General features: G+C 64.0%; 23 protein-coding genes. 16 read left to right on the top strand and 7 right to left on the bottom strand.

The genetic code is table 11. The features are described from left to right. Positions 1-217: 217 nt before the first annotated feature. From F3H57_RS01975 to F3H57_RS01960, 4 genes are all read left to right on the top strand, one after another. A complete protein-coding gene (locus tag F3H57_RS01975) occupies positions 218-1,240 on the top strand; it encodes a helix-turn-helix domain-containing protein (protein ID WP_149754183.1) in 1,023 nt (340 codons plus the stop codon). Positions 1,241-1,595: 355 nt separating this feature from the next. Next, a complete protein-coding gene (locus F3H57_RS01970) occupies positions 1,596-2,429 on the top strand; it encodes a transporter substrate-binding domain-containing protein (protein WP_223162909.1) in 834 nt (277 codons plus the stop codon). A 22-nt stretch (positions 2,430-2,451) separates the two neighbouring features. After that, on the top strand, positions 2,452-3,345 hold the full coding sequence (locus F3H57_RS01965) for an amino acid ABC transporter permease (RefSeq protein ID WP_149754415.1): 894 nt from the start codon (positions 2,452-2,454) through the stop codon (positions 3,343-3,345). Continuing rightward, entirely contained in the window at positions 3,323-4,108 is a 786-nt protein-coding gene (locus F3H57_RS01960; RefSeq protein WP_149754181.1) for an amino acid ABC transporter ATP-binding protein, read from the top strand. The genes F3H57_RS01965 and F3H57_RS01960 overlap by 23 nt, the downstream gene beginning before the upstream one ends. A gap of 8 nt (positions 4,109-4,116) precedes the next feature. On the opposite strand, the gene F3H57_RS01955 is transcribed toward F3H57_RS01960, so the two are convergent. Beyond that, positions 4,117-5,100 carry a LysR substrate-binding domain-containing protein gene (locus F3H57_RS01955; RefSeq protein ID WP_223162908.1) on the bottom strand — a complete coding sequence of 328 codons (984 nt, stop codon included), beginning with the start codon at positions 5,098-5,100 and terminating at the stop codon, positions 4,117-4,119. Positions 5,101-5,125: 25 nt separating this feature from the next. On the opposite strand from F3H57_RS01955, the gene F3H57_RS01950 reads away from it, so the two are divergent. Both F3H57_RS01950 and F3H57_RS01945 read left to right on the top strand, forming a co-directional pair. After that, a complete protein-coding gene (locus F3H57_RS01950; RefSeq protein ID WP_149754180.1) occupies positions 5,126-6,322 on the top strand; it encodes a trans-sulfuration enzyme family protein in 1,197 nt (398 codons plus the stop codon). Positions 6,323-6,408: 86 nt separating this feature from the next. Then, the gene (locus F3H57_RS01945) at positions 6,409-7,803 is read left to right on the top strand and encodes a M20/M25/M40 family metallo-hydrolase (protein ID WP_149754179.1); all 1,395 of its coding nucleotides are present in this window, start codon (positions 6,409-6,411) and stop codon (positions 7,801-7,803) included. A gap of 526 nt (positions 7,804-8,329) precedes the next feature. Here the strand turns inward: F3H57_RS01945 and F3H57_RS01940 are convergent. The 4 genes from F3H57_RS01940 to F3H57_RS01925 all read right to left on the bottom strand — a co-directional run bounded on the left by F3H57_RS01940 (position 8,330) and on the right by F3H57_RS01925 (position 11,352). Next, positions 8,330-8,755 (bottom strand): zinc-binding dehydrogenase, encoded by a 426-nt coding sequence (locus F3H57_RS01940; protein ID WP_149754178.1) that lies wholly within the window; start codon positions 8,753-8,755, stop codon positions 8,330-8,332. Between the two features lie 210 nt (positions 8,756-8,965). Then, positions 8,966-9,745: a nuclear transport factor 2 family protein gene (locus tag F3H57_RS22450; RefSeq protein ID WP_223162907.1), complete on the bottom strand. Its 780-nt coding sequence runs from the start codon at positions 9,743-9,745 to the stop codon at positions 8,966-8,968. Between the two features lie 93 nt (positions 9,746-9,838). Next, positions 9,839-10,471, bottom strand: coding sequence for a LysE family translocator (locus tag F3H57_RS01930; RefSeq protein ID WP_149754177.1), 633 nt, complete (start codon positions 10,469-10,471; stop codon positions 9,839-9,841). A 227-nt stretch (positions 10,472-10,698) separates the two neighbouring features. Beyond that, the gene (locus F3H57_RS01925; RefSeq protein ID WP_149754176.1) at positions 10,699-11,352 is read right to left on the bottom strand and encodes a hydrolase; all 654 of its coding nucleotides are present in this window, start codon (positions 11,350-11,352) and stop codon (positions 10,699-10,701) included. A 486-nt stretch (positions 11,353-11,838) separates the two neighbouring features. Here F3H57_RS01925 and F3H57_RS01920 point away from each other — a divergent pair, with 486 nt between their 5' ends. From F3H57_RS01920 to F3H57_RS01880, 9 genes are all read left to right on the top strand, one after another. Next, complete coding sequence (locus F3H57_RS01920; RefSeq protein ID WP_188129575.1) at positions 11,839-12,090, top strand: DUF1427 family protein; 252 nt, start codon at positions 11,839-11,841, stop codon at positions 12,088-12,090. Positions 12,091-12,221: 131 nt separating this feature from the next. Further along, entirely contained in the window at positions 12,222-12,866 is a 645-nt protein-coding gene (locus F3H57_RS01915) for a glutathione S-transferase family protein (RefSeq protein WP_149754175.1), read from the top strand. A 331-nt stretch (positions 12,867-13,197) separates the two neighbouring features. Beyond that, entirely contained in the window at positions 13,198-13,482 is a 285-nt protein-coding gene (locus F3H57_RS22445; RefSeq protein WP_223162906.1) for a helix-turn-helix domain-containing protein, read from the top strand. Positions 13,483-13,702: 220 nt separating this feature from the next. Beyond that, positions 13,703-14,701: an alpha/beta fold hydrolase gene (locus tag F3H57_RS01905; protein WP_149754174.1), complete on the top strand. Its 999-nt coding sequence runs from the start codon at positions 13,703-13,705 to the stop codon at positions 14,699-14,701. A gap of 83 nt (positions 14,702-14,784) precedes the next feature. Next, a complete protein-coding gene (locus F3H57_RS01900; protein WP_149754173.1) occupies positions 14,785-15,492 on the top strand; it encodes a hydrolase in 708 nt (235 codons plus the stop codon). Positions 15,493-15,716: 224 nt separating this feature from the next. Then, on the top strand, positions 15,717-17,576 hold the full coding sequence (locus F3H57_RS01895) for an amidohydrolase (RefSeq protein WP_149754172.1): 1,860 nt from the start codon (positions 15,717-15,719) through the stop codon (positions 17,574-17,576). Between the two features lie 10 nt (positions 17,577-17,586). After that, positions 17,587-17,886 (top strand): GNAT family N-acetyltransferase, encoded by a 300-nt coding sequence (locus F3H57_RS01890; RefSeq protein ID WP_149754171.1) that lies wholly within the window; start codon positions 17,587-17,589, stop codon positions 17,884-17,886. Beyond that, positions 17,870-19,483, top strand: a complete 1,614-nt coding sequence (locus F3H57_RS01885; RefSeq protein ID WP_149754170.1) for an MFS transporter — start codon at positions 17,870-17,872, stop codon at positions 19,481-19,483. The genes F3H57_RS01890 and F3H57_RS01885 overlap by 17 nt, the downstream gene beginning before the upstream one ends. Before the next feature lie 10 nt (positions 19,484-19,493). Beyond that, positions 19,494-20,456 (top strand): pirin family protein, encoded by a 963-nt coding sequence (locus F3H57_RS01880; protein WP_149754169.1) that lies wholly within the window; start codon positions 19,494-19,496, stop codon positions 20,454-20,456. A 27-nt stretch (positions 20,457-20,483) separates the two neighbouring features. Here the strand turns inward: F3H57_RS01880 and F3H57_RS01875 are convergent, their stop codons facing one another. Further along, positions 20,484-22,028: a VOC family protein gene (locus tag F3H57_RS01875; RefSeq protein ID WP_149754168.1), complete on the bottom strand. Its 1,545-nt coding sequence runs from the start codon at positions 22,026-22,028 to the stop codon at positions 20,484-20,486. A 366-nt stretch (positions 22,029-22,394) separates the two neighbouring features. On the opposite strand from F3H57_RS01875, the gene F3H57_RS01870 reads away from it, so the two are divergent. Continuing rightward, positions 22,395-23,474, top strand: coding sequence for a helix-turn-helix transcriptional regulator (locus F3H57_RS01870; RefSeq protein ID WP_149754167.1), 1,080 nt, complete (start codon positions 22,395-22,397; stop codon positions 23,472-23,474). 37 nt (positions 23,475-23,511) lie between these two features. Here F3H57_RS01870 and F3H57_RS01865 read toward each other — a convergent pair whose 3' ends face one another. Beyond that, on the bottom strand, positions 23,512-24,804 hold the full coding sequence (locus tag F3H57_RS01865; RefSeq protein WP_149754166.1) for an ester cyclase: 1,293 nt from the start codon (positions 24,802-24,804) through the stop codon (positions 23,512-23,514). Between the last annotated feature and the right edge of the window lie 91 nt (positions 24,805-24,895).

Raw genomic sequence — 24,895 nt, 5'->3', positions numbered from 1 at the left:
TTGACCGGGACCCGCTCGGCTTCCCGAGCGTGCGCCCTCGTTGAGGTCGACAGCGTCGCAGGCCGAGGATGGGCACTGCCTATATCATTCTGGAATAGACCGCTGAATGATCAGTATTTTCCGAATAGATTGGAAAAGGGTACCGTGGCCCTTGGTGGAGCGGTGCGCGTGGCAACCGATCTTAGATCTTGCTCAACTGAGAAAAGGATAACGAAGGATGAGATCCCCTGCTTATTCTTCTTTTGCGCAATGGTATGAGGAAGGTCATCTCGCATCCTACGTGCGGGCAAGAAGATCAGCCGGCGGAATACTTGATCTGATCGAGGCGGAGCAACCGGCTGGCGACATTTCCGGCCCCGCGGTACCGGACCTCGTTCTGCATCAGGATCTGAATGGCGGTACGCGTTTCAGTGGCGATCTGGGCGCGGGAGCTTTCGACGTCACAAGCGAAAAGGGCGGGTTCTTCCTCGCGAAACCGAACTGCGCCAACAAGATAATGGTCGATTCCTGCCTTCAAGTTCGCAGTCTGGCATTGCCTCTGTCGCATTGGCAAAGCGTATTTGATGAAGCGAATGTTGGCGAAGCAGTACTCGACCGGCCTGAAGTCTTCAGGGGGGCATTCAAATCGCCTGAAATCCGTTCGGCGATAAGGTGCCTCTGGGCAATTTGCGCAGACGAAGGCGTGCCATCACGTTTGCTGGCGCGCGCCGCAGGCTTCGAGATCATGGCGCATCTGTGTCGGCTGGGTGGTGCGGCAATTGTCCCTGTAAAGGGCGGCCTTTCGCCCTGGGCGAAGCGACGTTGCATAGAGCTTATGCATGCCCGGCTTTCGGAAGACATCAGTCTGGATGAACTGGCTGACGAGGCGAAGCTATCTCCGTTTCATTTCGCCCGAATGTTCAAGCAGAGCCTCGGTGTACCACCGCGGGTTTATCTGACGCAATTGAGAATGGAAAAGGCCTGCGACCTTCTTAAGCACACGGACATTCCGGTCACCGAGATCGCTTTCGAGGTCGGGTATTCCTCGAACCAGGTGCTCGCCCGGGTCTTTCTCAAGAATAAGCTCATGAGCCCGACCGATTACCGACGTAGTCACAGAACCTGGGGAGCCATGAATTCACAACCGGAAACCAGAAAGTCGGTGGGGCGTCATGCCGAGGCCGGCGCCCGCCTGCCCGTTTGCGCGGCGCAGACAGGTCTTTTGACAACGCGGTGCTTCGCAAGTTCGGTGAGATGCTGATCCGGTTCGTGCAGAACATGACGAGGCTCGCCCCGCATGAGTGAGCCCCGCTCGGCTGCCGGTCTTGTCGGAAGGAGCGATCCAGTTCTGCCTGACGATCAAGATCCCCGTCGGGCTTCGTTTTTGGCAGGTCGGACGATAAGTTATGCACTTTGTGAATGAGTTCCTGAGAATCTAGTATTGGACGAATACCCAGCTCGGGCGTATCGTTGAGAAGATCGCGCGGCCGCGCGAAACAGATTTAATGAAAAGATCGCCTCTGAAGTGTCCGGCAGGGAATAACCAGATGACATCTTTCTTTCGACTTAGATGCAGATATTCCGCAGCTCTCGTCGCGGTTTCAGTTCACATTCCCGTGGCCAGCCTTGCGCAGGTTTTTGACCGGTCCGGGCTTGAAGCGGTTCCGGAACTTGCCGAACGCGTGCCGGAGAAGATCGCCGAACGCGGCATTCTCGTCGGCGGTGCCGACAATGCCTATGCGCCATGGGAATTCCTGGCGGGCGATGACGGTCAATCGCCACAGGGGATCGACATTGATGTCGGCAGGGCGATCGCGAAGACGCTCGGGCTCGAATACGAATCGCGCACCGCGGCGTTCCCCTCTATTCTGCCCGCGCTCGGGTCGAAATACGATATCGGACTGAACGCATTTTCAATCACCAACGAGCGCATGAAGGTGGTGAACTTCGTGTCGTACTCGGACACTCAGGGCCTATGGGTGGTCCGGGCCGGGAATCCGACCGGGTTCGATCCGGCGGATTATTGCGGCGCCAAGGTTGCCATCATGTCGGGCACCTACTACGAAAAGCACCTGGACCTGGACAACCAGGCATGCCTGGACGCGGGCAAACCGGCGATCGAGAAGCTGCCGTTCTCAGTGCAGACGGAGGCGATCACGCGGGTCGCCGCAGGCGGCGCCGATGCAACCGCGACAGGTGGCGGCACAGCGGCCTATGCCGTGAAGCAGAGCGGGGGAAGACTGGAGAACCTCGAACCCGTCGAGCCGATGGGAAAGCGCGGCCTGAACGGTATCGCCGTGGCCAAGGATGATATGGAACTCACCCAGCTCATCGCGGACACGCTGAATCACCTTATCGACAACGGCGTCTATGCCGAAATCTACGAGTTCTGGGGCGTGTCACACTTCCTTGTCGATGAATCCGTCATCAATCCGGAAGTGTCGAACTGATATGCAATCAGACACGACAGCAATGGCTTCGGGACACGACGACGCCGCCCGCGACGAAGGACAGAAGGTCCGGCTGAATGACGTGGTGCCGCACCGCCACCCGGGGCGCTGGGTTGCAGTCGCCCTGCTGGCAGTCGTCGTCGCGCAGGTGGCGCACGGCATCATCGTCAATCCGAATTTTCACTGGGACGTATTCTGGCAGTACCTCTTTGCGCCGACTGTCATGGCCGGTGTGGGGTGGACGCTGATGTTGACCGTGATTGCCATGCTGGTCGCGATTGTCTGCGCAGTCATCCTCGTGCTGATGCGTGACAGCGAAAACCCGATCCTGAGGACGGTTTCGTGGCTGTGGATCTGGTTTTTCCGCGGAACCCCGCTTTACACGCAGCTTCTGTTCTGGGGCCTGTTCGCGGTCCTGTTTCCGCGCCTGTCGATTTCCGTTCCGTTCGGTCCCGAAATCATTGGTGTGCCCACAGATTGGGTGGTGACCGCCGGCGTTGCGGCAATCCTGGGGCTTGGCCTGTGTGAAAGCGCTTATCTGGCCGAGATCTTTCGAGCGGGCTTCAGGGCCATCGACCGCGGGCAGACCGAGGCCGCACAAGCCATCGGAATGTCGAAAGGGCGCATATGGTGGCGCATCCTTCTGCCGCAGGCCTTGCGTACGATCATCCCGCCGACGGGAAACGAGACGATCGGAATGCTTAAGGGGACTGCGCTCGTCCTTGCCGTGCCGTTCACATTGGATCTGATGTTCGCCACCAACGCGATCTCGAACCGGATCTATCTTCCGGTGCCGATGCTCATGGTCGCGGCATTCTGGTATCTGGCGATTACCTCGGTGATGATGATTGGCCAGTACTACCTGGAACGCCATTTCGGCAGGGGGCAGGATTATGTCCCGACACGCCACGCCTGACCGGGCTGCCGCAGTGTTGCTTGAAGGCGTCCACAAGTTCTTCGGCAATTACCACGCGCTACGCGGTATCGACCTGACTATCGCCAAGGGCGAAGTCTGCGTTGTGATCGGTCCGTCCGGATCGGGCAAGTCGACCCTTCTGCGGTGTATCAACCAGATCGAGCAGATTTCGGCGGGACGCGTCAGGATCGGTGGCACGCTGCAGGGCTACGATGAGCGGAACGGCCGTCTTCACGAGCTGTCGCCGCGAGCCATTGACCGGCAACGCCGGCTGACCGGCATGGTGTTCCAGCGGTTCAACCTCTTTCCGCACATGACCGCGCTTGGCAACGTGATCGAAGGCCCCGTGCAAGTGAAGCGCATTCCGAAGGCCGAGGCGCGGCGCATTGGGCGGGATCAGCTTGCCCGGGTGGGGCTGACCGACCTCGAGGACCGCTATCCCAACCAGCTCTCGGGGGGACAGCAGCAGCGCGTCGCCATCGCGCGGGCGCTGGCGATGGAGCCGGAGGTGATGCTCTTCGACGAACCGACCTCGGCGCTCGATCCGGAGCTTGTGGGGGAGGTGCTCGACGTGATCAAGGATCTCGCGGCCTCCGGCATGACGATGATCCTGGTCACGCACGAGATCGGCTTTGCCCGCGAGGTCGGCGACCGCATGGTCTTCATGGATCACGGAACCATCGTGGAAGAGGGGCAGCCGAAGCAAATGCTTGCGGCGCCGAAGAGCACGCGTACCCAAGCGTTCCTGTCAAAGGTTCTCTAGAGATGCTGTCAGCAGCAGAAGCCGCCGCCGAACTTTCCGTCCTCTTCCAGGGTGCGGAACAGTTCGATGATGAAGTCCTCGACGATGCGCGACGCGGGGCGGTGCGGCGGCAGGATCACGAGCGTCCGGAAATGCACTTCTGGCTCGAACGGGCGCAGTACCAGCCCGCGCCCCTTGAACAACTCGGCGGTCAGGGGATCGACCAATCCTACCCCCAGGCCCGCGGCCACCATCGCGCAGATCGTCGTGGCATAGGGCGTTTCCAGAATGATGCTCAGCTTGACGTTTTCGGCAGCGAGAGCGGTTTCAGCCTGCTGACGCGTGGTGTCCTCGGGCGAAAGTGCGATGAATGGCTGATTGACGAGATCAGCCGGCCGGATGACGGCGTGCGCCTCGAGCGGATGGCCTTCGGGGACCGCAAGCCACGCGCGGAAGCGGGCGAAGGGACGGATCTCGACACCGGTCTTGTCGATCTCGTCGGACACGACGCCCACATCGAACTGGCCGGATGCGACGTGGTCCCTGACCACGGAGGACAGGTTCGTCTGAAAGGTGATCGCAACACCGGGATTTTTCGACATCAGCGCGGACAATGCGTGGGGCATGACGTTGGTGGACAGGGCCGACAGCGACGCCACACGCAACTCTCCGGACCCGAAATCCCGGATTCGAGCGGCGGCGCCACGAAGATGAGCGAGACCTTGGAAGGTGTGCTCGACCTCGCGGAAGAAAAGCTGACCCTCGGCGGTCGGTCGCAAACGGCCCTTGATCCGGTCGAAGACGGGAAAACCGATCGAACGTTCGAGATCCATGATCGTCTTGCTGACGGAGGGCTGCGAGATCCTCAGCACTTCGGCGGCGCGCGAGGTCGTGCCGCTGGTCACGACGGCCCGGAAAACCTCGATCTGACGCAGGTTCATGATCCAGAGCCTCCGGGCAATCAAGAGCGGAACGAATAATACCGATAGCGGCAATAACGTCAACGCATACACTGCGCGTTGTAGAAGGTAAGAAACGATGGCACCCACCGATCTGACACGATGTGTCCTGACCCCACGTGTGGCGACGGAGGGGTTCGAGCCGATCGGCATTGGCGTTCATCGCGCGTCGACGATCCTTTTCGAGGATGCTGCGGCCTACGCCGAAAGGGGCGAGCGTGGCGAGAAGGGGTATTCCTACGGTCTTTACGGGACCCCGACGACGCGGACGCTGGAGGAGAAACTGACGCAGCTCGAGCAGGCCGCGGGCACGTTTCTAGCGCCTTCCGGGCAGGCAGCCAACGCGCTGGCAGCGGTGGCCTTCCTGAACAAGGGGGACCACATTCTGCTGGCCGATACGGTCTATCCGCCAATGCGGGATTTCGCCCTGTCCGACCTGGCAAGGATGGGGATCACGCTCGATTTTTTCGACCCGACGGATCTCGGCGATCTGGAGGCGCGAATCCGAAGCGAAACGCGGCTCGTCTGGTGTGAAAGCCCCGGCTCCACGACGATGGAGCTGATGGATATTCCCGCAGCGGCGGCGCTGACGCACGAGGCCAGGGCCCTGTTGGCGGTAGACAATACATGGGCCACGCCGCTGAACCTGAAACCTCTGGCGCTCGGGGCGGACATCGTCACGGAGGCGCTTACGAAATACGTTTCGGGCCATTCGGATGTGCTGATGGGATCGATATCCGTTCGCGATCCCGATCTGGCGCAGCCGCTGAAGAAGATGTTCGGCCGTTTTGGTATAGGTGCCTCACCGGATGATGCCTCTCTTGTCTTGAGAGGGTTCGAGACGCTGGGGATGCGACTGCGGCATTGCGGGGCCGTGGCACAGCGGTTCGCCGAGCGGCTTTCCGGCCACCGCGCGATCGGCAGGGTGCTTTTTCCGGGGCTTCCGACGATGGCGGGACATGAGATCTTCAAGCGCGATTTTCTGGGCAGCAGCGGTGTCTTTTCCCTGACCTTCCCTGAATGTGTCGCCCCGCATGTCTGGCGCGCGCTCGATCATCTGAGCCTGTTCGCCATCGGCGCGTCCTGGGGCGGCACGCGGAGCCTGGCCGCGCCGATGTCGATCGGGGCCAGCCGGAGCGCCACGCGCTGGCAGGAGCCCGACGTGATCCTGCGGATATCGATCGGGCTGGAAGACGAAGGGGAGCTCTGGGCGGATCTGGAGCGTATGCTGACCGCGCTGCGGCGCCTCAGTGCCGCGGGGGACGCGGCCGAGTGACAGGGGGGCTCGCCGACACATTCGAGTGGTGTCACGTCGCTTCGCGGCGGCGCTCACCGCAATGATACGCGGAAAGGACGTTTGACGTGTCGGAAATCGAACGCGCGCTGAGGGAGGTCGACGCCAATCTCGACACTGCAGTTGCCGATCTGCTGGAGCTGATTTCGATCCCGTCCGTTTCGGGCGAAGACGCGGGCAAGGCAGGTATCGCCCGCGCCGCCACGTGGCTGGACGACGCGCTGACGGCTATCGGCTTTTCCTCCCGCGTCGTGGAAACGGCCTGCAATCCCGTTGTGCTGGCACGGTCCGAGGGCGCGAAGGAGGGTGGCAAACGGTTGCTTTTCTACGGCCACTACGATGTGCAGCCTGTCGCCCCCCGCGAGGCGTGGACACATGATCCGTTCGCGCCCGAGATTGTGGAAGAGGATGGCGCGCGCCGATTTTACGGGCGCGGGGCCTCTGACAGCAAGAGCCAGCTTTGGTCCTTCATAGAGGCGCTCAGGGCGTGGAAAGCGGCCAACGGCGCCTTTCCCGCTGAGATCGTGATTGTGCTCGAAGGGGAAGAGGAGATGGGATCGCCCAGCCTCGGCGCATTCCTCGAACAGCATGGCGAGGAGTTGCACTGCGACGTTGCGTTCATCTGCGACAGCGACATGTGGTCCCCGACCCGGCCCTCCATTACCACCCAGCTCAAGGGGTTGGTGCACGAGACCGTGACCATCAATGCGCCGAATCCCGACCTGCACTCCGGCCACTATGGCGCGGCCGCCGCCAATCCGATCCGCATTCTCAGCAAGATCCTCTCCTCCCTCCACGACGAAAAGGGCCGGGTGGCAATCGACGGGTTCTACGATGATGTCGCCGACCTCACGGAAAGCCAGCGCACACGCTGGCGCGAGTTGTCGAACGAGCTTGACGCTTCGGGAGGGGTCAGCCTTGCCGGGGGCGTCATTGAAGACGGCTATACCGCGATAGAGGCGATGTGGGGCCGGCCCGCGGTCGATTTCAACGGTATTACGGGCGGGAACCAGGGGCCCGGGGGGCGTTCGGTGCTTCCCGGCTCGGCGACAGCGCGTCTGACCTTCCGGCTGGTGGCCGGACAGAGCCCCGAAACGGTCAGGAACCGGTTCCGCAATTTCGTGTCGGGCAGGGTTCCCGACGGGTGCAGTGTCGAATTCGAAGGGCCGGAGGGCAATGCGGCCGTTCATCTGTCGGAGTCCAACCCGTTCCTTGTCGCAGCCGCGCGTGGACTTGAGGCGGAGTGGGGTCGGCCTGCGGTTTTGAAGGGCACGGGCGGAGCAATTCCCGTTGTCGGCGCGCTCAACGACGGGCTTGGGCTGGATTGCGTGGTGTTGGGCTTCATCCTTGAAAGCGATGCAATCCACGCGCCTGACGAGCATTACGATGTCGAGCGTTTACACCGCGGCACACGGAGCTGGATCCGCATTTTCGGCGAGATTCGTGGCGGCTCCGCATCTTGACGCCAAGGAAGACCGGGATCGGATGAGGTGCCTCGTAGGCGTTGGTCCTGCATGTTTGGCTGCCCCGAACTCCAGGCCGCCCGGATCTGAAACTTCCAAGCTCGACGGTCGCGCCCCGGGACCTGCGCTGTATCAGCCAAGGCCCCCTCCAAGGATGGCGCGTCCTGGCCGGAAAAAGCTCACTCTGGCCGGTTCCAAGCTTCGGGAGAGGGGCAAGACAATAAGCTGGGTCGCTGGAGGGTGGCGAGAGACTGCCTCACAGACGCTACGGAACCAGCGCAACACGGACGAGCGGCTTGCCGCGTTCAGCATGGTCATGTGCTTCAGAAGCTTTCGGCAGGGAGAATTGCCGAGCTATCAGCACCTACAGCTTTCCGGCCGCAACATCAGAAAGCACCGTCTCGACCGTGGAAGAAAACTCTGGCTGGCTTGGCAAACTGCGTTCCCGTGAAGACGCCAAGAAAGCGTCTGGTTCCTCTGCAACGCGGCCAGAGGAATACGGGCAAGTCTCCGCCTCCTGCATCGCCTACAAAGATCGCTCGAACTTCGGGTACAAGCGCTCTAAGCGACGTCGGCAAAGTCGATCCCAAGGGATCGACCACGAGATCCGCGCAAGCATCCTGGTCAGGTCGAGCACCGCTCGGGCGACCTCCGCATTGCGGTGATCGATCACATGATCGGCGCCAAGCTCGGTCAGGCGCGCCACACGGCAGGCCTCGCTTGCAAAGCCGATCACCTTGGCGCCAGCATGCATTGCCAATTGTATCGTGGCCAGAACCCAAGCCTCCGGTGCACCCTGCACCAGCACCACTTCATCAGGCTGCAAACGCCCGCGCGCGAAAGGGAAATGATGTGCCGTGCCGAACGAGATAGGAACGGCGGCCGCCGGCGTAAAATGAATACGATCGGGCTCCGGCCAGGTCAGCGTTTCGGGCACGGCGCGCAGTGGCATTCATAAACTGCCTCGTTCGTTTTCATCTCTTGATGATCGTAGTCGTGTCTTTCGGTAAGCAGCGGCGTTGTCCGGTCCGGCCGCTCGGAGATACACGACGACCCCAGCGACTTCGCGACCGTCGCCGGTCCGGTAGTGGAACCAATCCCTTGCGGCAGCAGAATTGCATCTCGGGACCGACGGGAAAGCCACGATGAACCTCCCAGCCGGTCACGACCTGTCTAGGCCGGACCTGCCATCCCGGGAATAGGGCTGCACCGGTCCGGGACGATGCACGGCCTCGCCGGGATCGAACATGGGGAGGCCCGCCGCCCCGGACTGTGCGGGGATCTCGTCTTGCAGGACGTCCCAGTGTTCGGCCAGCTTGCCGCCCTCGACCCGGAAGAGGTCGATCACCACCTGGGGCGCGTCGCCCCATCCGCGGATCCGGCCGTGGATGGCGACAAGATCGTCTTCCGCGACGATCAGGCCGGGCTCGTAGTGCACCGCGGGCGAAAGGGACTCGACGATGCTCTGCAACGCGTCGCGGCCCTGGGGGATGTTCGGATTGTGCTGGATGTACTCCCTGACATACAGCCGCTTGACCGCGGAGGTGTCGTGGCGCTGGAAGAGCGACGTCATCGCCTCCAGCACGAGCGCCTTGTTGCGTTGGGGGCGTGCGTCGGTGTTCCGGTCGGCGGGCCTGGTGATGACCAGCGTCCCTGTCATGCGAAGGAAACGGCCGTCGGGCAGCGTGGCGAAGGAGTGCACGGCCCCGCGATCGAAGTCCTGAACGTTCGTGACGGTCGCACCGTCCGTCTCCTGCCAGCTGACGGCGAATATGCCGTTGCCGAGCGGCTTGACCTCGATATCGACGGTTTCGCTTCGGGCGAACGGGCCCTCGCTTATTTCGAACTCCAGTTGCTTTGCGGACAGGAGCTTCAAGCGCGCCCGAAAATCCGGATAGGACACCTCCATTTCCAGTCCTGCCGGGAAGAGATCGAGGGTCATGTCCGTGTAGCTCCTTTGAGACGGCGGGGTCCCGGCCGCACGGCCCGTCGGCGCCGGCGTTCATGGAAAACCGACCGGCCGGGTCGGGTCGCGTCATGCGGCCGTAAGCGCGGACCAGATCATCAGGGCTCCGAACACCATGAAGATGATGCCTGTCAGCATGCGTCCGCGTCTGGCGTGTTCGGGCTTGTGAATCATTCGGAGAACGTGTCGGGCTCCGAGAGCGTAGCCCCCGAGAACCACGAATTTCACGACCACGAACGTGAGAACCAGAAGCGCAAGGGTAGCTGTACCGCTGTCTGCCGGGAGAAATTGGGGAAACAGCGCCGCGAAGAATAGAACGGCCTTGGGGTTGCTGATGCCCACTCCGAATGAGTGAAGCCAGAGCACCACCCCGCTCCGGACGTACGCCGTTTCGGTAACCTCGGTTCGGTCATGCAGTGGCCTGGGGCGGAAGAAGGTCGACCCGAGCCAGATGATGTAGGCCGCGCCGGCCAGGCGGAGTGCGAGAAGGGCCGCTGGGTAAGTCTCGAGAAGAACGCCCAACCCCAGGACGGAAAGTGTGGCGAGCGTGGCGATCGCGACCAGATCGCCGCTCAGCGCACTCAGAGCGCGGCGCCAACCGTAGGCGATCGCATTGTTCACGATGAACAAGGTGGATGGGCCGGGCGTCGCGGATTGGACTGCGCTGACTATCACGAAGGTGGCATAGGCAGGGACTTCCATTGTCGCTCCGAGTCAAGGATTTGGAAAGGAAGCCGGACGGCCCGAACGCTGCATCGAGCGCTCGCCTACCGGCGGCAAATCAAGGCACCTGTTCGTAGTTCCGGGACAGGGCAGGGACCTGGCGATCATGACGTCGGTGTCGCGCTGAACTTGTTCCGCTTGCGCCGGAGCGGAAGGCGAAGGCCGGTCCGAACTTCGCACCCACGGCCTCCCGCCCCGGCCGGAGCTCACGCCACCTTGGCGGGCACCGGGGTGTTGAGCAGCTGCTGCTCCCAGAGATAGGCGATGGCGCTCCCGCCGAGATGGTCCCGGAGGGCGTCGTTCAGGGCGGTCGCGGTTGTGGTGCGGGCCCAGTCGCGCTGCCATTCGGAGGCCAGAGCCAGCCACGTCATCATGTTGATGCCGCCCGCGATCATGCGCTGGATGGCGACCTCGTGGGCCTCGAGCGACGTGCCACCCGACGCATCGGTGATCACGGTGACGTCCCAGCCTTCGCCGGCGGCCTGCAGCGCGGGCATCGCCACGCAGATCTCGGTCCAGAGACCGGCGATGATCAGTTGCTTGCGCCCGGTCGCGCTGACCGCGTCGACGACCTTGGGATCCTCCCAGGTGTTGATCGTGGTGCGGTCGATCACCTCCTGGCCGGGGAAAACCTCGGTGACATGGGGGAAGATCGCGCCGCCCCGGTCGGCGATAACGCTGGTCAGGATCGTGGGCACGCCGAACACCTTGGCGCACTTGGCCAGCGCGGTGGTGTTGTTCACCACCATGTGCGGGTCGTGGCTGTTCAGGTTGGCAAGCTGGTAGGGCTGGTGGTCGATGAGCACGAGGACCGAGTCTTCGGGGCGAAGAAGCGAGTCGAGGCCGTTGCGGATGGTCATGGGGGTTGTCCTTGCATCAAAGGGGCGGGGCCCGGTTCCGAGAGATAGATAGCAAGCGCGTCCGAGCCGCGCGGCGCAGAAGCTGCCGCGCTGGTGCCGATCTTGCTGTTGCGTCGGGCGGCGCGCGATCGTGTTGGCAGATGTGCGGGCCGTACCAAGCTGCGGGCAGACGGCTGCCCGCGCCGAACCCAGCCGTTCCCGGCTGCGCAGGCACGACACAAGTCGCTCCTTACCAGACCGAAATTTGACAGGGATCACGGGTGCGTCGGGTGCGGCCGGGGACCCGGAACGTTCGCCGTCGCGCAAGAAGCGACGCCAACTGTCAGGGTCGTGGATCGTTTCCGCAATATTTCCGCGGTTCCGACTTTGAAAACGGAGAGCGAAAAAGCAGCAAGATTGGCACCAGTGCGGCAGCCTTTGCGACGCGGAAAGGAAGACCACCCGCTAACTTCAAATTCGAACTGAAACACCGCAAGGCATTGAGTAATGAGCAATATACAACCATACATCCTTTCTTTGGTCGTCGGACTCGGGATTGGTGTGATCTACGGCCTTCTGGCCGTTCGTTCTCCGGCGCCACCGATCATCGCGCTTCTCGGCCTTCTGGGCATGCTTGCAGGCGAAGCCGGTGTTCAATGGCTGAGGGGGCACTCGAACATCGTTCAGTCCGTCCTGCACGAAAAGTCCTTTGCCTTCTCCGCACGAGATTCCGAAACGAAAAAGTCCGATATGGCCTAGAGGTTATCGAATGGGAATTGCCGTAGCGAATCGAGCGCACGGACTTGCCCGGCAAACCCCAATTCGCTTTCGAGGGAACGCACCTTGTCGCCTCATGGCCGGATGTTGAACAGCAAAGGAAATAAAACATCATGCCGACACTCTACTATGCCGTGGGCGCCTGTTCGTTGGCGCCGCATATCGCTCTCGAATGGATTGGCGCACCCTACGAGGCCGTCAGGGTCAAGTACGGTTCCAGCGATCTCTTGGCGGTAAATCCCGCCGGCGCGGTGCCAACGCTTCAGGAAAACGATGGGTGGCTCCTGACACAGTGCGGCGCCATCCTTGATTACCTGGTGTCCAAGCACCCGGAGGCCGGGCTTGCCGGCGGCGAAGGCTTACGCGCCAGGGCAGAGGCGCACCGGTGGTCAGCCTTCCTTACCTCGGACGTTCACGCCTCCTTCTGGCCGATCTTCATGCCTGGTCGCTACACGAGCGACAAGAGCGCCGCGGCCCGTCAGGCGGTCGTCGAGGCAGGACACACGCTAGTCGCAAAGCAGTTCGGCATCCTGGAGCGCCAGCTCGTGCGCAGGAATTATATCCTCGGTGGAGACCGATCTGTGATCGACGCATACGCCTTTCCGATGATCCGATGGGCGAACAAGCTCCTGCCAACCGGACTCGAAGACTACCCGAACGTGAAGTTGCTGCACGACAGGATTGCCGCCGATCCGGCGGTGCAGACCGTACTTGCGCGCGAGGCCGGCAAGATAGCCCATGGCATGTCGGCCGGCTGACAAGCGGACGTCATCACGAAATCGGCACTTCCATCCATTCTCAATCGAGATCGGCAGCCCGCAATTTCGGCAACAATGCTCTTGTCGAGGCAGGGGGGCGAGCTTGTCATCGGCGATAGATGCGCGGGTCCTCATTACGCGAGCCGAAGACCTTACAAGTTCTATGGAAATCCGCTCGTGTAGTGTTTGACATTTGCACCGGAATGGATCGGCCGACCCCGAAAAGAATGCTCACTTCGCACACTATGGTCGCCGCCGTTGGCGTGACGGAAGACATTAGTCTCGACGAACTCGCAACGGTGACACAGTTGCCCCTTATCACTTCGCGCGCATGTTCAAGCAGAGTGTCGGCGTACCGCCGCGGGTCTACCTGATACGCCTGCGTGTCGAGCCCGCCTGCGAGCTTCTTGAGACGTCCGATCTGCCGGTAGCGGGGGTTGCCCTCCGGGTCGGATGCGCGTCGAGCCAGGTGCTGGCCCGGGTCTTCTTCAAACATGCACGCGTGAGATCGAGCGACTATCGCAGGGCGGTTCGTGCTCCGAAGCGTTCCTACGCGCTGTACTATCCAAACCGGCGCTGGGGTGCTTTCGGAGTGCCCCGGGCATTGCCCTCGTAGCTCGCCGATCGCGGTCCAATCGCCGCCGATGCCTTGTTCTCGTTTCCACGGCTCGGCGAGCCGACCAAGCCGACCCGGGCGGTATCTGCATAGCCCGAGTTTCGCTTCGTCGGCATTTCGGGATCATCCCGTCAAAAACGGGAGCCTTCGCGACAAGAGCCTCGGCTGCGGAAATGCAAATCTCTTTTCCAAGGACGGCGACCGATTCAAGGAGGCGACCATGAGCGAAGGATCAGGTCTGCGAGTACCCGACGTAGGGGTGACGGATCGGCGCGACGTGCTGCTCTTCGGCTCAGCGCTTGCCGTAAGCATGACCTTTCCCCTTGGGGTCGCGACGGCCGCGGGCCCCGACCCCCATAACGCAACCGAAGGAGGACACGGCATGGGCTATGTCACCACCAGCGACAACGTGCAGATTTTCTACAAGGACTGGGGTCCGAAGGACGCACGGCCCATCATGTTCCACCACGGCTGGCCGCTCAGTTCCGACGACTGGGATGCGCAGATGCTCTTCTTCCTGTCGAAGGGCTACCGCGTCGTCGCCCATGACCGGCGCGGGCACGGCCGCTCGACCCAGGTCGACGGTGGTCACGACATCGACCATTATGCCGCAGACGCCTTCGCCGTCGCGGAAGCGCTGGACTTGCGCGATGCGGTCCATATCGGCCATTCCACCGGTGGTGGCGAGGTCGCGCGCTACGTCGCGCAGCACGGCGAACCGGCGGGCAGGGTGGACAAGGCGGTGCTCGTCGCGGCCATACCGCCGCTGATGCTCAAGACCGACGAGAACCCCGAAGGCACGCCCATGGAGGTTTTCGACGGCTTCCGTGCGGCGCTCGCCGCAAACCGGGCGCAGTTCTTCCTCGACGTGCCGTCGGGGCCGTTCTTCGGCTTCAACCGCGATGGCGCCACGGTCCACCAAGGCATGATCCAGAACTGGTGGCGCCAGGGGATGATGGGCAGCGCCAAGGCGCATTACGACGGTATCAAGGCGTTCTCGGAAACCGATCAGACCGCGGACCTCAAGGCGATCACCGTGCCGACGCTGGTGATGCATGGCGAGGACGACCAGGTCGTCCCGATCGCCGCCTCTGCGTTGAAGGCGGTGGAGTTGCTGCCGAACGGCACGCTCAAGACCTATCCGGGACTGTCGCACGGTATGCTGACGGTGAATGCCGACCAGCTTAACGCCGACCTTCTGGACTTCATCGAGAGCTGAAAGGCACGCGGGATTCCCACCGCTCCGACGCCGCGCCGCCGAGGCGGCCATCGAACCCCGAACACGGAAGCAGGCACCATCTCATGTCGAAACTCGATGTCCTCACCCCTCAGAACAGCCAGGTGATCTTCATTGATCACCAGCCGCAGATGGCATTCGGTGTCCAGTCGATCGACCGCCAGACGCTCAAGAACAACACGGTCGGACTCGCCAAGGCGGCACGCATTTTCGGCATCCCCGCAACGATCACGACGGTCGAGACCGAAAGTTTTTCGGGCCACACCTATCCCGAACTTCTGGACATTTTTCCCGACGCGCCACTGCTGGAGCGGACGTCGATGAATTCGTGGGACGACCAGAAGGTGCGCGATGCGCTGAACGGGCATGCGGCCAAGGGCGCCACCAAGATCGTCGTGTCCGGGCTCTGGACCGAGGTGTGCAACCTGACCTTCGCGCTGTCCTGCATGAAGGACACCGAGCTTGAGATCTACATGGTCGCCGACGCCTCGGGCGGGACCACTCAGGACGCGCACGACCGCGCGATTGAGCGCATGGTGCAGGTCGGCGTGGTGCCGGTCACCTGGCAGCAGGTGCTGCTCGAATGGCAGCGCGACTGGGCGCGCCGCGACACCTATGACGACGTGATGGCGCTGGTGCGGGCCCATTCCGGTGCCTACGGAATGGGCGTCGATTACGCCTATACCATGGTGCACAAGGCGCCGGAGCGGACAACGCACGGGCCCCGGCTCGATCCCGCGCCGGCCGGATCGACCACCGCCGCCGCAGAGTAATTTTCAGGATTGCGTCGGACGAGACGGCCGAACTCCTCCTGGCCGTCTCCATCCCTTCCGACGCAGTAGGCGGGCCCGTGTGCCCAGCGGGCCCGTCGTTTTCCGCCTCGCCCGGGCGGGTGGAAAGCCTTGCGAGCCAATCGCCGCGCCTGATCCGGCAAAGAGCCGACCGACGGATTTGCGGGCCGGCGGCCCCGCATGCAGACCGATGAAGGAGCTCTCGTATGGCTGACACGATCATCACCAATGCCCGCGTGACGACGCTCGACACTGCAAGGCCAGACGCCGAAGCGGTCGCGATCCGGAACGGCCGCATCGAGGCAACCGGAACGCAACACGAAATCATGGGCCTTGCGGATGCGCGCACGCGACTGATCGACGCCGGCGGCAGGCGTGTGATCCCGGGTCTGAACGACAGCCACACCCATGTCGTGCGCGGCGGTCTGAGCTACAATATGGAGTTGCGCTGGGAAAACGTGCCGTCGGTCTCTGACGCGCTGGCGATGCTGCGCCGGCAGGCGGCCAACACGCCCCCGCCGCAATGGGTGCGGGTGATCGGCGGCTGGTCCGAATTCCAGTTCGCCGAGCGGCGCATGCCGACGCTGGCCGAGATCAACGCGGCCGCGCCCGACACGCCCGTCTTCGTCATGCACCTCTACGCGCGCGCGATGCTGAACAGTGCCGCTCTGCGCGTCCTCGGCATCAACCGTGACACGCCGAACCCTCCCGGCGGAGAGATCGAGAGGGATGCGCGCGGCGAGCCCACGGGAATGCTGATCGCCCGACCCTCTGCGCTGATCCTCTATTCGACGTTGGGGATGGGGCCGAAGTTGCCGCCCGAGGACCAGGTGAACTCGACACGCCATTTCATGCGCGAACTGAACCGTCTCGGCGTGACCTCGGTGATCGACGCGGGCGGCGGCGGACAGAACTACCCCGAGGATTACGATGTGGTGCAAAGGCTGCACCGCGATGGCCAGCTCTCGCTCCGCATTGCCTATAATCTATTCGCCCAGACGCCGGGGCAGGAGCTGTCGGACTACGAGCGCTGGATCGGCATGACCGAACCGGGCGCCGGCGACGACTGGCTGCGGATGAACGGGGCAGGGGAGAACCTCGCCTGGTCGGCGGCGGATTTCGAGAACTTCCTCGAGCCGCGACCCTCGCCCGCGCCGGTCATGGAGGAGGAGCTCGAGCGGATCGTGGAGTTGCTGGCGACCAACGACTGGCCGTTCCGCATCCATGCCACCTACGACGAGACCATCGACCGCTTCCTGACCGTCTTCGAGCGCGTCAATGGCCGCACGCCGTTCCGCACGCGTTTCATCATCGACCACGCAGAGACCGTCAGCCCCCGCAACATCGAGCGGATCAGGGCGCTCGGAGGCGGTATCGCGACGCAGCACCGGATGGCGTTCCAGGGCGAATACTTCGTCGACCGCTACGGCGCAGAGGCCGCCCGTGCGACGCCGCCTATCCGCGAGATGCTGCGCACCGGCCTGCCCGTGGGCGGCGGCACCGACGCCACCCGCGTTGCCAGCTATGACCCCTGGGTCGCACTCTACTGGCTGACCACCGGCAGGACGGTCGGGGGGATGCCGCTCTACGGCGACGACAACCTTCTGACCCGCGAGGAGGCGCTGGCGATCTGGACCACCGGTTCGGCCTGGTTCTCGGGGGAGCAGGACGTCAAGGGCCGCCTTGCGCCGGGCATGTACGCGGACCTCGCGGTGCTCTCGGAGGACCTGATGACAGTGCCGGACGACGCGATCCGCTCCATCCGTTCGGTGCTGACGATGGTGGGCGGCAGGATCGTGTTTGCCGACGGCGACTTCGCCCGACACGACCCGCCGATCCCGCCGGCGAGCCCCGACTGGTCGGTGGGTGCGACCTTCGCGAGCCCGGGCCAGCGCGCTGCGCCGATGGCGCCTGCCGCCGCCGAGATGCGCGGCTGTCATTCGGGCTGCACCAACGGGTGCGGCCTGCACGGCCACGACCACGGCATCGCCTGGTCCAAGCCTTTGCCCATCCGCGACACGTCCGCCTTCTGGGGCGCGCTTGGATGCTCCTGCTTTTCGTTCTGAGGAAACCACGATGACCGACATGACCATTTCCTACACCGATACCGACACCAAGGGCTGGTATGCCGCCCGGCGGCCGAACATCTCCGGCGAGGGAGAGCTGACCTTCTCCAAGGTCAGCCCGAAGCTGATCATCGCCGATCACACCGCCGTTCCCGAGAGCATGCGCGGCATGGGCGTGGCCCGGGCGCTCGCCGAACGCCTGATCGCCGATGCGCGCGCGAAAGGGCAGCGGATCGTGCCGCTCTGCCCCTTCGTCCGGGCCCATGCCGAGAAGCACCGTGAGGAACTGGCCGATGTCATCCAGTGGTAGCGCCGTCGGCGCCAGGCCGAGCGCCTGGGAACCGCTGAAGCAGCCGGCCTTCGCGCTTCTCTGGACCGCGACGCTGGTGTCGAACGTCGGAACCTGGATGCACGAGGTGGGCGCCGGCTGGCTGATGACCACGCTCGCGCCCAATCCCGCGGTGGTCACGCTGGTGCAGGCCGCGACCACCCTTCCGGTCTTCTGCTTCGCGCTCCTGGCCGGGGCGCTGGCGGACCGGCTGGACAAGAGGAGGATGCTGATCGGCATCAACCTGCTTCTGTTGGCGGTGGTCAGCCTGCTGACCGTCCTGGTCTGGGCCGGCGCGATGACGCCGGCGCTGCTGGTCGCCTTCAGCCTGGCCATCGGCACCGGCGCGGCCTTCATGGCCCCGGCCTGGCAGTCGATTGTGCCGCAACTGGTCCCGCGCGAGCAGTTGAAGCCTGCCATCGCCTTGAACTCGATGGGCGTGAACATCTCGCGCGCGATCGGACCCGCCATCGCCGGCGCGCTGATCGCGAGCATCGGGCTGGCGGCGCCCTTCGCGGTGAATGCATTGAGCTTTCTCGTCATCCTCGGTGCATTGGTCATGTGGCGCCCGCCGGCGCACGAGCGGCATCCGCCGACCGGCTCACTTCTGTCGGAGATGGGCACGGGCCTGCGCCACGTGCGGCACAACCCGGCGATGTTGGCGACGGCGGTGCGCGCCGCCGCCTTCTTCGTCTTCGCGTCCGCGTACTGGGCCCTCATGCCGCTTATCGCGCGGGGGGCCGACGCCGGGGGATCCACCCTCTACGGGGCGCTCATGGCACTGATCGGGGCCGGCGCGGTGACCGGCGCGATGTTGTTGCCGCGACTGCAGCGTGTCGCCTCGTCAGACACGACGGTGTGGATCGGAACCGCGGGAAGCGGGGCCGCGCTGCTGTTGCTGGCCGTCGCGCAGGGTCCTGCTGTTCTGTTGCCCGCCGCGTTCCTCGGCGGGTTGTCCTGGATCCCGGTGCTGACCTCCCTCAACGTCTCGGCCCAGACCGCGCTGCCGAACTGGGTGCGCGCGCGGGGTCTGGCCGTGTTCCTGATGGTCTTCGCCGGCTCGATGGCGGCGGGATCGATCATCTGGGGCCAGGTCGCGGCGGCCACGTCCGTTTCTTCCGCGCTCCTCATTGCGGCGGGCGGTCTGGCGCTCGGGCTGCTGGCCACGCGGCGCCTGCCGGTCGGCCAGGCCGAGGGCTTCGACAACGACCCGGCGGCAATCTGGCCCGAAGCTCCGACGGTCGTCGGCGACGTTTCCGATCAGCGCGCGATGCTCACGGTCACCTACCGCATCCTACCGGCCGATGTGCCGGCGTTTCTCGATCGCCTGACGCCCGTGTCCCACGAGCGACTGCGCAACGGCGCAACGAGTTGGCACATCCATCAAAGCGTGGAGGAGCCCGACCTCTGGGTCGAGACGTTCCACGTGCCGAGCTGGGCCGAGCATCTGGAGCATCACGGGCGCGTCAGCGTCAGGGACATGACGCTGCACGCGACATTGCGCAAGCTGCACCAGGGTGAGGCCCCGCCCGTCGTGCGGCACCACATCGCGCCACGGCGCAGACCGCTGATCCACTAAGGAGCATTCCATGAGCTGGAACCCGACCCACAATCCCGACTGCCCGACTGCTGAAAACTCCTTGCTGGACACGCTGATCATCCCGCGCACCCGCGATCTGGGCGGTTTCGAAGTGCGACGCGCTCTCCCTAGCCCTCAGCGACAGATGGTCGGCCCTTTCATCTTTTTCGACCAGATGGGCCCGGCGGAGTTCCTGACCGGGGGCGGAATCGACGTGCGCCCGCATCCGCATATCGGCCTCGGAACGGTCACTTACCTATATGACGGCGAGTTCGAGCATCGCGACAGCCTCGGTACCCGCCAGATGATCTATCCCGGCGAGGTCAACTGGATGGTTGCCGGGCGCGGCATCACACACTCGGAACGCACCAGTGCGGAAATGCGCGCCCGGCCGCACAAGCAGTTCGGCATCCAGACCTGGATCGCGCTGCCCGAGGACCGAGAGGAGATGACGCCAGCGTTCGAGCACCACGGCGAGACAGCTCTGCCGGTTATCCGCGACACCGGCGTCGAAGCGCGGCTGATCTTAGGCTCGGTCTACGGCGCCACGAGCCCGGTCACGATGCAGTCCGAGACGTTCTATCTGGACGTGACGCTGGCGCCGGGGGTCGCGTTCCCGCTGCCGGACGAGCAGGAGGATCGCGGCATCTATGTCACGAAAGGAAGCATCGAGGTTGCGGGCGACGTGTTCGAGGCGGGCCGCATGATGGTGTTCCGCCCCGGCGACGGCATCTCTGTCAAGGCGGGGCCGCAGGGCGCGCGGCTGATGGCGCTCGGCGGTGCGACGATGAATGGGCGGCGCTACATCTGGTGGAACTTCGTGTCGTCCTCAAACGAGCGCATCGAACAGGCCAAGGAGGACTGGAAGGCCGGCGACTGGACCGGCGGGCCGTTCCGTCTGCCGCCCGGCGACGAGGACGAGTTCATCCCGATCACGCCCGAACTCGATCGCGTCAGCCCGCGCAAGGGCTGAACGGCGCTGCGCCCGGTCGCTCCCGGGTCAGTCCATTCCGCCGGGCACCCGGACCCCGACCAGCCAGTCGCGCGCCATGGTCTGGTCGGCGTCGCTCAGCCCGTGCCCGGCAGCGATTTCGCGCGGATCGACAGCCGCGCCGCAATCCTGCAACCAGTCGTTCAGTCGCGCCGCGTGGCGGGAGTAGGGGTCGTCGGCCCCCGTCACCGTCAGCACCTGCACGTCCGACAAGTCCGGTTCCGGCGGCTCCTCGAGCGGCATCACGGCGCGCAGCAGGATCGCCCGCCGGACCAACCCCGGGTAAAGCGCCATGACAGCGGCCGCGAAGTTTGCGCCGTTGGAATAGCCCATCACCGTGATCCGATCCGGGTCGAGCCCGTAGGACCGCACGGCTTGCTGCCAGAACGCCTGGAATGCCTCGGCCTCGGCGCGGATGTCGGCCTGGTCGAACAACGCCGTGTCGAACCGGCGAAAGAAGCGGGCCACGCCTTCCTCCGTCGCGCGCCCGCGCAGGCCCAGAAGCGTGGCCGCGGGGTCGATGCGCGCGGCAATCGGGAACAGGTCGGCCTCGCTCCCCCCAGTCCCGTGGAGGGTCAGGATGAGGTGCCCGTCGGCCTCTTCCGGCGTGTGGAAGCGGTGTATGAAGGGAAGGTCGCGCAGCACGATCCGCGCCGCGCCCGGCCGGGCGAATTGCGGCAGCATGACCCGCAGGTCCTCGGCGCGGTTCCGGTCGCTGTCAGGCACGAACAATGTCTCGCCCAGGCGGTCGATGTCCTCGTCCACATCCATGCCCGGCCCGTCGGTCGCCTGTTCAAGAAGCGTGCCGCCGGGCTCCCTCACGTAGAGGGACAGGAAATACTTGCGGTCGTGGACGTTGGTGATCCCGTCATGGGAGGCGAGGTCGCGCCGCATGCGCCGCAGCGCGTCGCCATCGGCCGCGCGGAACGCCACATGGTCGACGATGCCGGTGCCGGGAATGCCGGGGACGTATCCGCTTGCGTCCCGAACGTCGACCGCGTCGCGATCCGAGGTCCAACGCCGGATGGCGCCGTCGCGGGCACCTTCGCGGTAGCCGAAGCGGGCGAGGAAGGCCGACGTTTCATCGGGCACGACGCTGAGAATGGTGACGGATCTCAGCCGCGTCGGCGCGTCCGGATCGGGAAGCGGAGCGGCCGAGGACATATCGGAGCCCACCAGCTTGACGATGATGCGGTCGGGATCCTTGAGCCGCAGCACCGGCTCGCCGAACTCCCTGTTCGGCCCTTCGACCTGCAGCCCCGCGTCAAGTGCACGGGTCAGCCATGTGCCGATCGACCGGACGGGCACGGCGAAGGCGACTTCGGACACCTGGCCGCTGCCGACGCGGCCGGGCGCGCCGTCCTCCCAGACGAGGAAGGTGACCAGAGATCCGGGGTTTCCGGCCCAATCGCCGTAGACCAGATGCAATTGCTCGGCATCCTCGAACCCGCCGGTCTGCTTGACCATCCGCAGGCCCAGGAATCCCGCGTAGAAATCCACATTGGCCTGAACCCTGCGCGTGATCGCCGTAACATGATGCATGCCTTCGGTCATGGTGATCCTGACGTCATTGCGTGGGTGAGCCTGCGATGGATCATGCGGCAAAGGCCCGCACACCGCACGCGGTTTCCGCGGCGCCTCGTCATCGCGAACAGCCCGTGCACGCATCGTCCTGCTGCTGGCACCGTCGTCTCGGTGCGCAAACGCCGCGCAATGGAGCTCGATGCACCCGAATACTCCCCTCGCGTGCATGTCCCCGCGAAAGATCCATCGACGGCGATGCTCGTGCGCAGGACCTGTGCGGGGTCTGCCTCCCTCCGTTCTTCGATCATTCGGTGCAAATCACGCATCTTGAGGTCAAGAACCCGGCCCTCTGCCCGTGAAATACTCTGCGCAGCCATATGACCAAAGGAGGCGAGAGTGATCGAAAACACCATTTGGACGTCTGGCCGGACCCCGTTTCAGGTCGGCGCCGGCGGGCAGAAACCGCACGCTCTCGTGCACCACGGGATCAAAATCGAGACACGAGGGAACTCTGGCCGCGAGCCGGCAGGGCATATCCTGCAGATCGAAGGGCAGCACTGCCTCCCGGATCGGGGAGCCGCCAAACGAACGTCCGCTCCGATCGGCTTCGGCGAAAGCGTGCGCCGAACCGACCACAGAGGCTATGTGCGCAGTTACGCAACCGCCGGCAGCAACCAAGTCGGCATCGCCGACCTCAGCTATCCCGAGTCCGTAACCGTCGAACGAGCAGTCTCGGAACTGGTGCTGGAAATCCAGATGAGTTCCAGCACCATGGCTATGGATATCGGTGGGGCACGTCGCAAACCGTACGTCTATCGCCGCGGCGAATTCGACGTCACGCCGCCGGACGTGCCATGCGCCGCGCGGCGTTTCGATCCCGGCGCGACCATCGCGGTGTCGTTGCCCCGCAAGGTGTTGGGCGCCGTGCTCGAGGAAGAAGAGGGTGTCGCCGCGACGGATTTCGGGCCGCTTCACGAGGCTCCCGCCGATTCCGATCTGGTGCTCGCCATCTGCGTGCGCCTGTTGAAGAACGCCCAAAGCGACGCGCCGTTCGGCCTGCTCTACGACGATACCCTGATCCATGCGTTGATCCTCGAACTGCGCCGGGAGGCTGCCGAGGAACATGGCGCGTCCATTCACGATCCGCATACCCTCCCGGCGACGCTTCTCAGGCGGATCGAGGACCACATCGACAACACGTCCGAGGAGTCGGTCGAGCTCAAAGGGCTGGCGGCGCTTGCCGGCATGTCTTGCACCAGCTTTTCGCGGTCGTTCAAACGCACCACCGGACAGAGCCCCTATCAATACGTGCTGAAGCGCCGACTGAACCGGGCGCAGAGCCAGATCATGCAGACGAAAGAGCCGCTTGCGCAGATTGCCTTCGACTGCGGGTTCTCGTCCCAGGCTCACATGACAACCCTTTTCCAACGCAAGCTTGGCGTAACGCCGGGGCAGCTGCGCCGCACCGGCTGCTGAGGCAGTCGAGGCGCCGGAGCCGGAGCACGCCCGCCGGTCACTCCTGCTGGATCTGTTGCAGCAGACCCAGCCGATCCGGCAGTTGCCAGCTTTCGTAGATCACCCCGTCCCGAACCCGGTGCACGGCGATGGCACCGAATTCCACATGCCGCCCGGTGCCTTCGATCCCGAGGATGGGCCCGGTATGGGTGCCGCTCAACGTTCCGATTGTCGTGACAACGTCATCGGCAAAATGCAGGGAGTCGATCTCGTAAGCGATGTCGGGGATGCCTTCGACATACATCCCGACTTCGGCGAGGAACGTGTCCATGTCCTGCGACGGCAGCGACGGCGATTCTCCGTGCATGAACCAGTCGTCCGCCAGAAGGCCTGCGAACTGCTCAGCATCGCGCGTGTTCAGGGCCCGATAGTATCTTTCCACCATATCGAATGCCATCTCCTCTTTGTTCAGAGGCGACGCCATGGCGTCCGCGAAATGCCCCACGTCCGGCGAGGCCGAGCGCAGTCGAATGTAGCCCAGAACGCGATTTTCCCGGTCAGGATCGATCACGAGAACCTCGCCTTCGAAGACCCGGAACTGTGTCAACTCCTCGATATTGGTGTAATGTGTGATCAGGAGCAGCGGCCCATTGCGTTCCGGATCTCCGTCCCAGGCGGCGATCCGTTGGCGCAGCGGCTCTACGCTCTTCGCGCCCTGCAGCGACAGCAGCAGGTTGAGACCCGGGTCAGTCTCCATCGGCATGTCACGGGCGATGCGATCGTCGACGGCGCCCATGCCCTGCATGAGAGCCTCATAGGTCTGTTGGTTGCGGCACCACTCGCTGACAACGATCCGCGACGGCACCAGGTTGTTCGAAGCCAGGAGCGCGCCGAGATCGGCCATCTGCTGGCGTCCCTCCGGGGACATGACGCGCTGGTTCCCGCAATCGGCGGGCGCGACATCCGCCATGTCGAGCTTGCTCCAGTCCGTCGGGCCGTGCCGCATCAGGTAGACGACATCGTCGCGCCCGAACATGTCGCCGATGCTTTGAAACGGTTCGAAGCGAAGCGCATTGTCGACAACGAGGCCGAGGACGTCGACGCCCATCTGCATCTCGCCCATATGGGTCGAAAGTTGCGTGACATTGGCTTCGATCAGAACCTGCGAGGCATCCTCATTCGCCGACACCGTGGTTGTCAGAAGTGCTGCGAGGATCGTACCGGCGATCGAGGTGCGTATTGCGGTCATCTCGTGCTCCATGTTTTCCAAGGCCGCTGCAGCGGTATCGAGGACCGTCTTCCGATCGGCGACATCTTGGGCAGCTGCCGGAAGGCAGACGCTGATCTTCAACTTGCCGGGTGAGGCCGCCGCTGTCTTACAGGTTCCGCGCGCAGTTTTTCATTTTGCACACCGATCTACCCGCGCCTGGTGGCAGAACGCG

Source organism: Roseivivax sediminis (assembly GCF_900112685.1).
In the GTDB taxonomy this organism is placed as follows: domain Bacteria; phylum Pseudomonadota; class Alphaproteobacteria; order Rhodobacterales; family Rhodobacteraceae; genus Roseivivax; species Roseivivax sediminis.
This window is presented reverse-complemented; position numbering and strand designations above follow the sequence as displayed.

Excerpts from the sequence above, each read along its gene's own strand:
- F3H57_RS01975 (WP_149754183.1), top strand. The coding sequence starts at position 218 with ATGAGATCCCCTGCTTATTCTTCTTTTGCGCAATGGTATGAGGAAGGT.
- F3H57_RS01965 (WP_149754415.1), top strand. The coding sequence starts at position 2,452 with ATGGCTTCGGGACACGACGACGCCGCCCGCGACGAAGGACAGAAGGTC.
- F3H57_RS01960 (WP_149754181.1), top strand. The coding sequence starts at position 3,323 with ATGTCCCGACACGCCACGCCTGACCGGGCTGCCGCAGTGTTGCTTGAA.
- F3H57_RS01950 (WP_149754180.1), top strand. The coding sequence starts at position 5,126 with ATGGCACCCACCGATCTGACACGATGTGTCCTGACCCCACGTGTGGCG.
- F3H57_RS01940 (WP_149754178.1), bottom strand. The coding sequence starts at position 8,755 with ATGCCACTGCGCGCCGTGCCCGAAACGCTGACCTGGCCGGAGCCCGAT.
- F3H57_RS22450 (WP_223162907.1), bottom strand. The coding sequence starts at position 9,745 with ATGACCCTCGATCTCTTCCCGGCAGGACTGGAAATGGAGGTGTCCTAT.
- F3H57_RS01930 (WP_149754177.1), bottom strand. The coding sequence starts at position 10,471 with ATGGAAGTCCCTGCCTATGCCACCTTCGTGATAGTCAGCGCAGTCCAA.
- F3H57_RS01925 (WP_149754176.1), bottom strand. The coding sequence starts at position 11,352 with ATGACCATCCGCAACGGCCTCGACTCGCTTCTTCGCCCCGAAGACTCG.
- F3H57_RS01920 (WP_188129575.1), top strand. The coding sequence starts at position 11,839 with ATGAGCAATATACAACCATACATCCTTTCTTTGGTCGTCGGACTCGGG.
- F3H57_RS01915 (WP_149754175.1), top strand. The coding sequence starts at position 12,222 with ATGCCGACACTCTACTATGCCGTGGGCGCCTGTTCGTTGGCGCCGCAT.
- F3H57_RS22445 (WP_223162906.1), top strand. The coding sequence starts at position 13,198 with ATGTTCAAGCAGAGTGTCGGCGTACCGCCGCGGGTCTACCTGATACGC.
- F3H57_RS01905 (WP_149754174.1), top strand. The coding sequence starts at position 13,703 with ATGAGCGAAGGATCAGGTCTGCGAGTACCCGACGTAGGGGTGACGGAT.
- F3H57_RS01900 (WP_149754173.1), top strand. The coding sequence starts at position 14,785 with ATGTCGAAACTCGATGTCCTCACCCCTCAGAACAGCCAGGTGATCTTC.
- F3H57_RS01895 (WP_149754172.1), top strand. The coding sequence starts at position 15,717 with ATGGCTGACACGATCATCACCAATGCCCGCGTGACGACGCTCGACACT.
- F3H57_RS01890 (WP_149754171.1), top strand. The coding sequence starts at position 17,587 with ATGACCGACATGACCATTTCCTACACCGATACCGACACCAAGGGCTGG.
- F3H57_RS01885 (WP_149754170.1), top strand. The coding sequence starts at position 17,870 with ATGTCATCCAGTGGTAGCGCCGTCGGCGCCAGGCCGAGCGCCTGGGAA.
- F3H57_RS01880 (WP_149754169.1), top strand. The coding sequence starts at position 19,494 with ATGAGCTGGAACCCGACCCACAATCCCGACTGCCCGACTGCTGAAAAC.
- F3H57_RS01875 (WP_149754168.1), bottom strand. The coding sequence starts at position 22,028 with ATGACCGAAGGCATGCATCATGTTACGGCGATCACGCGCAGGGTTCAG.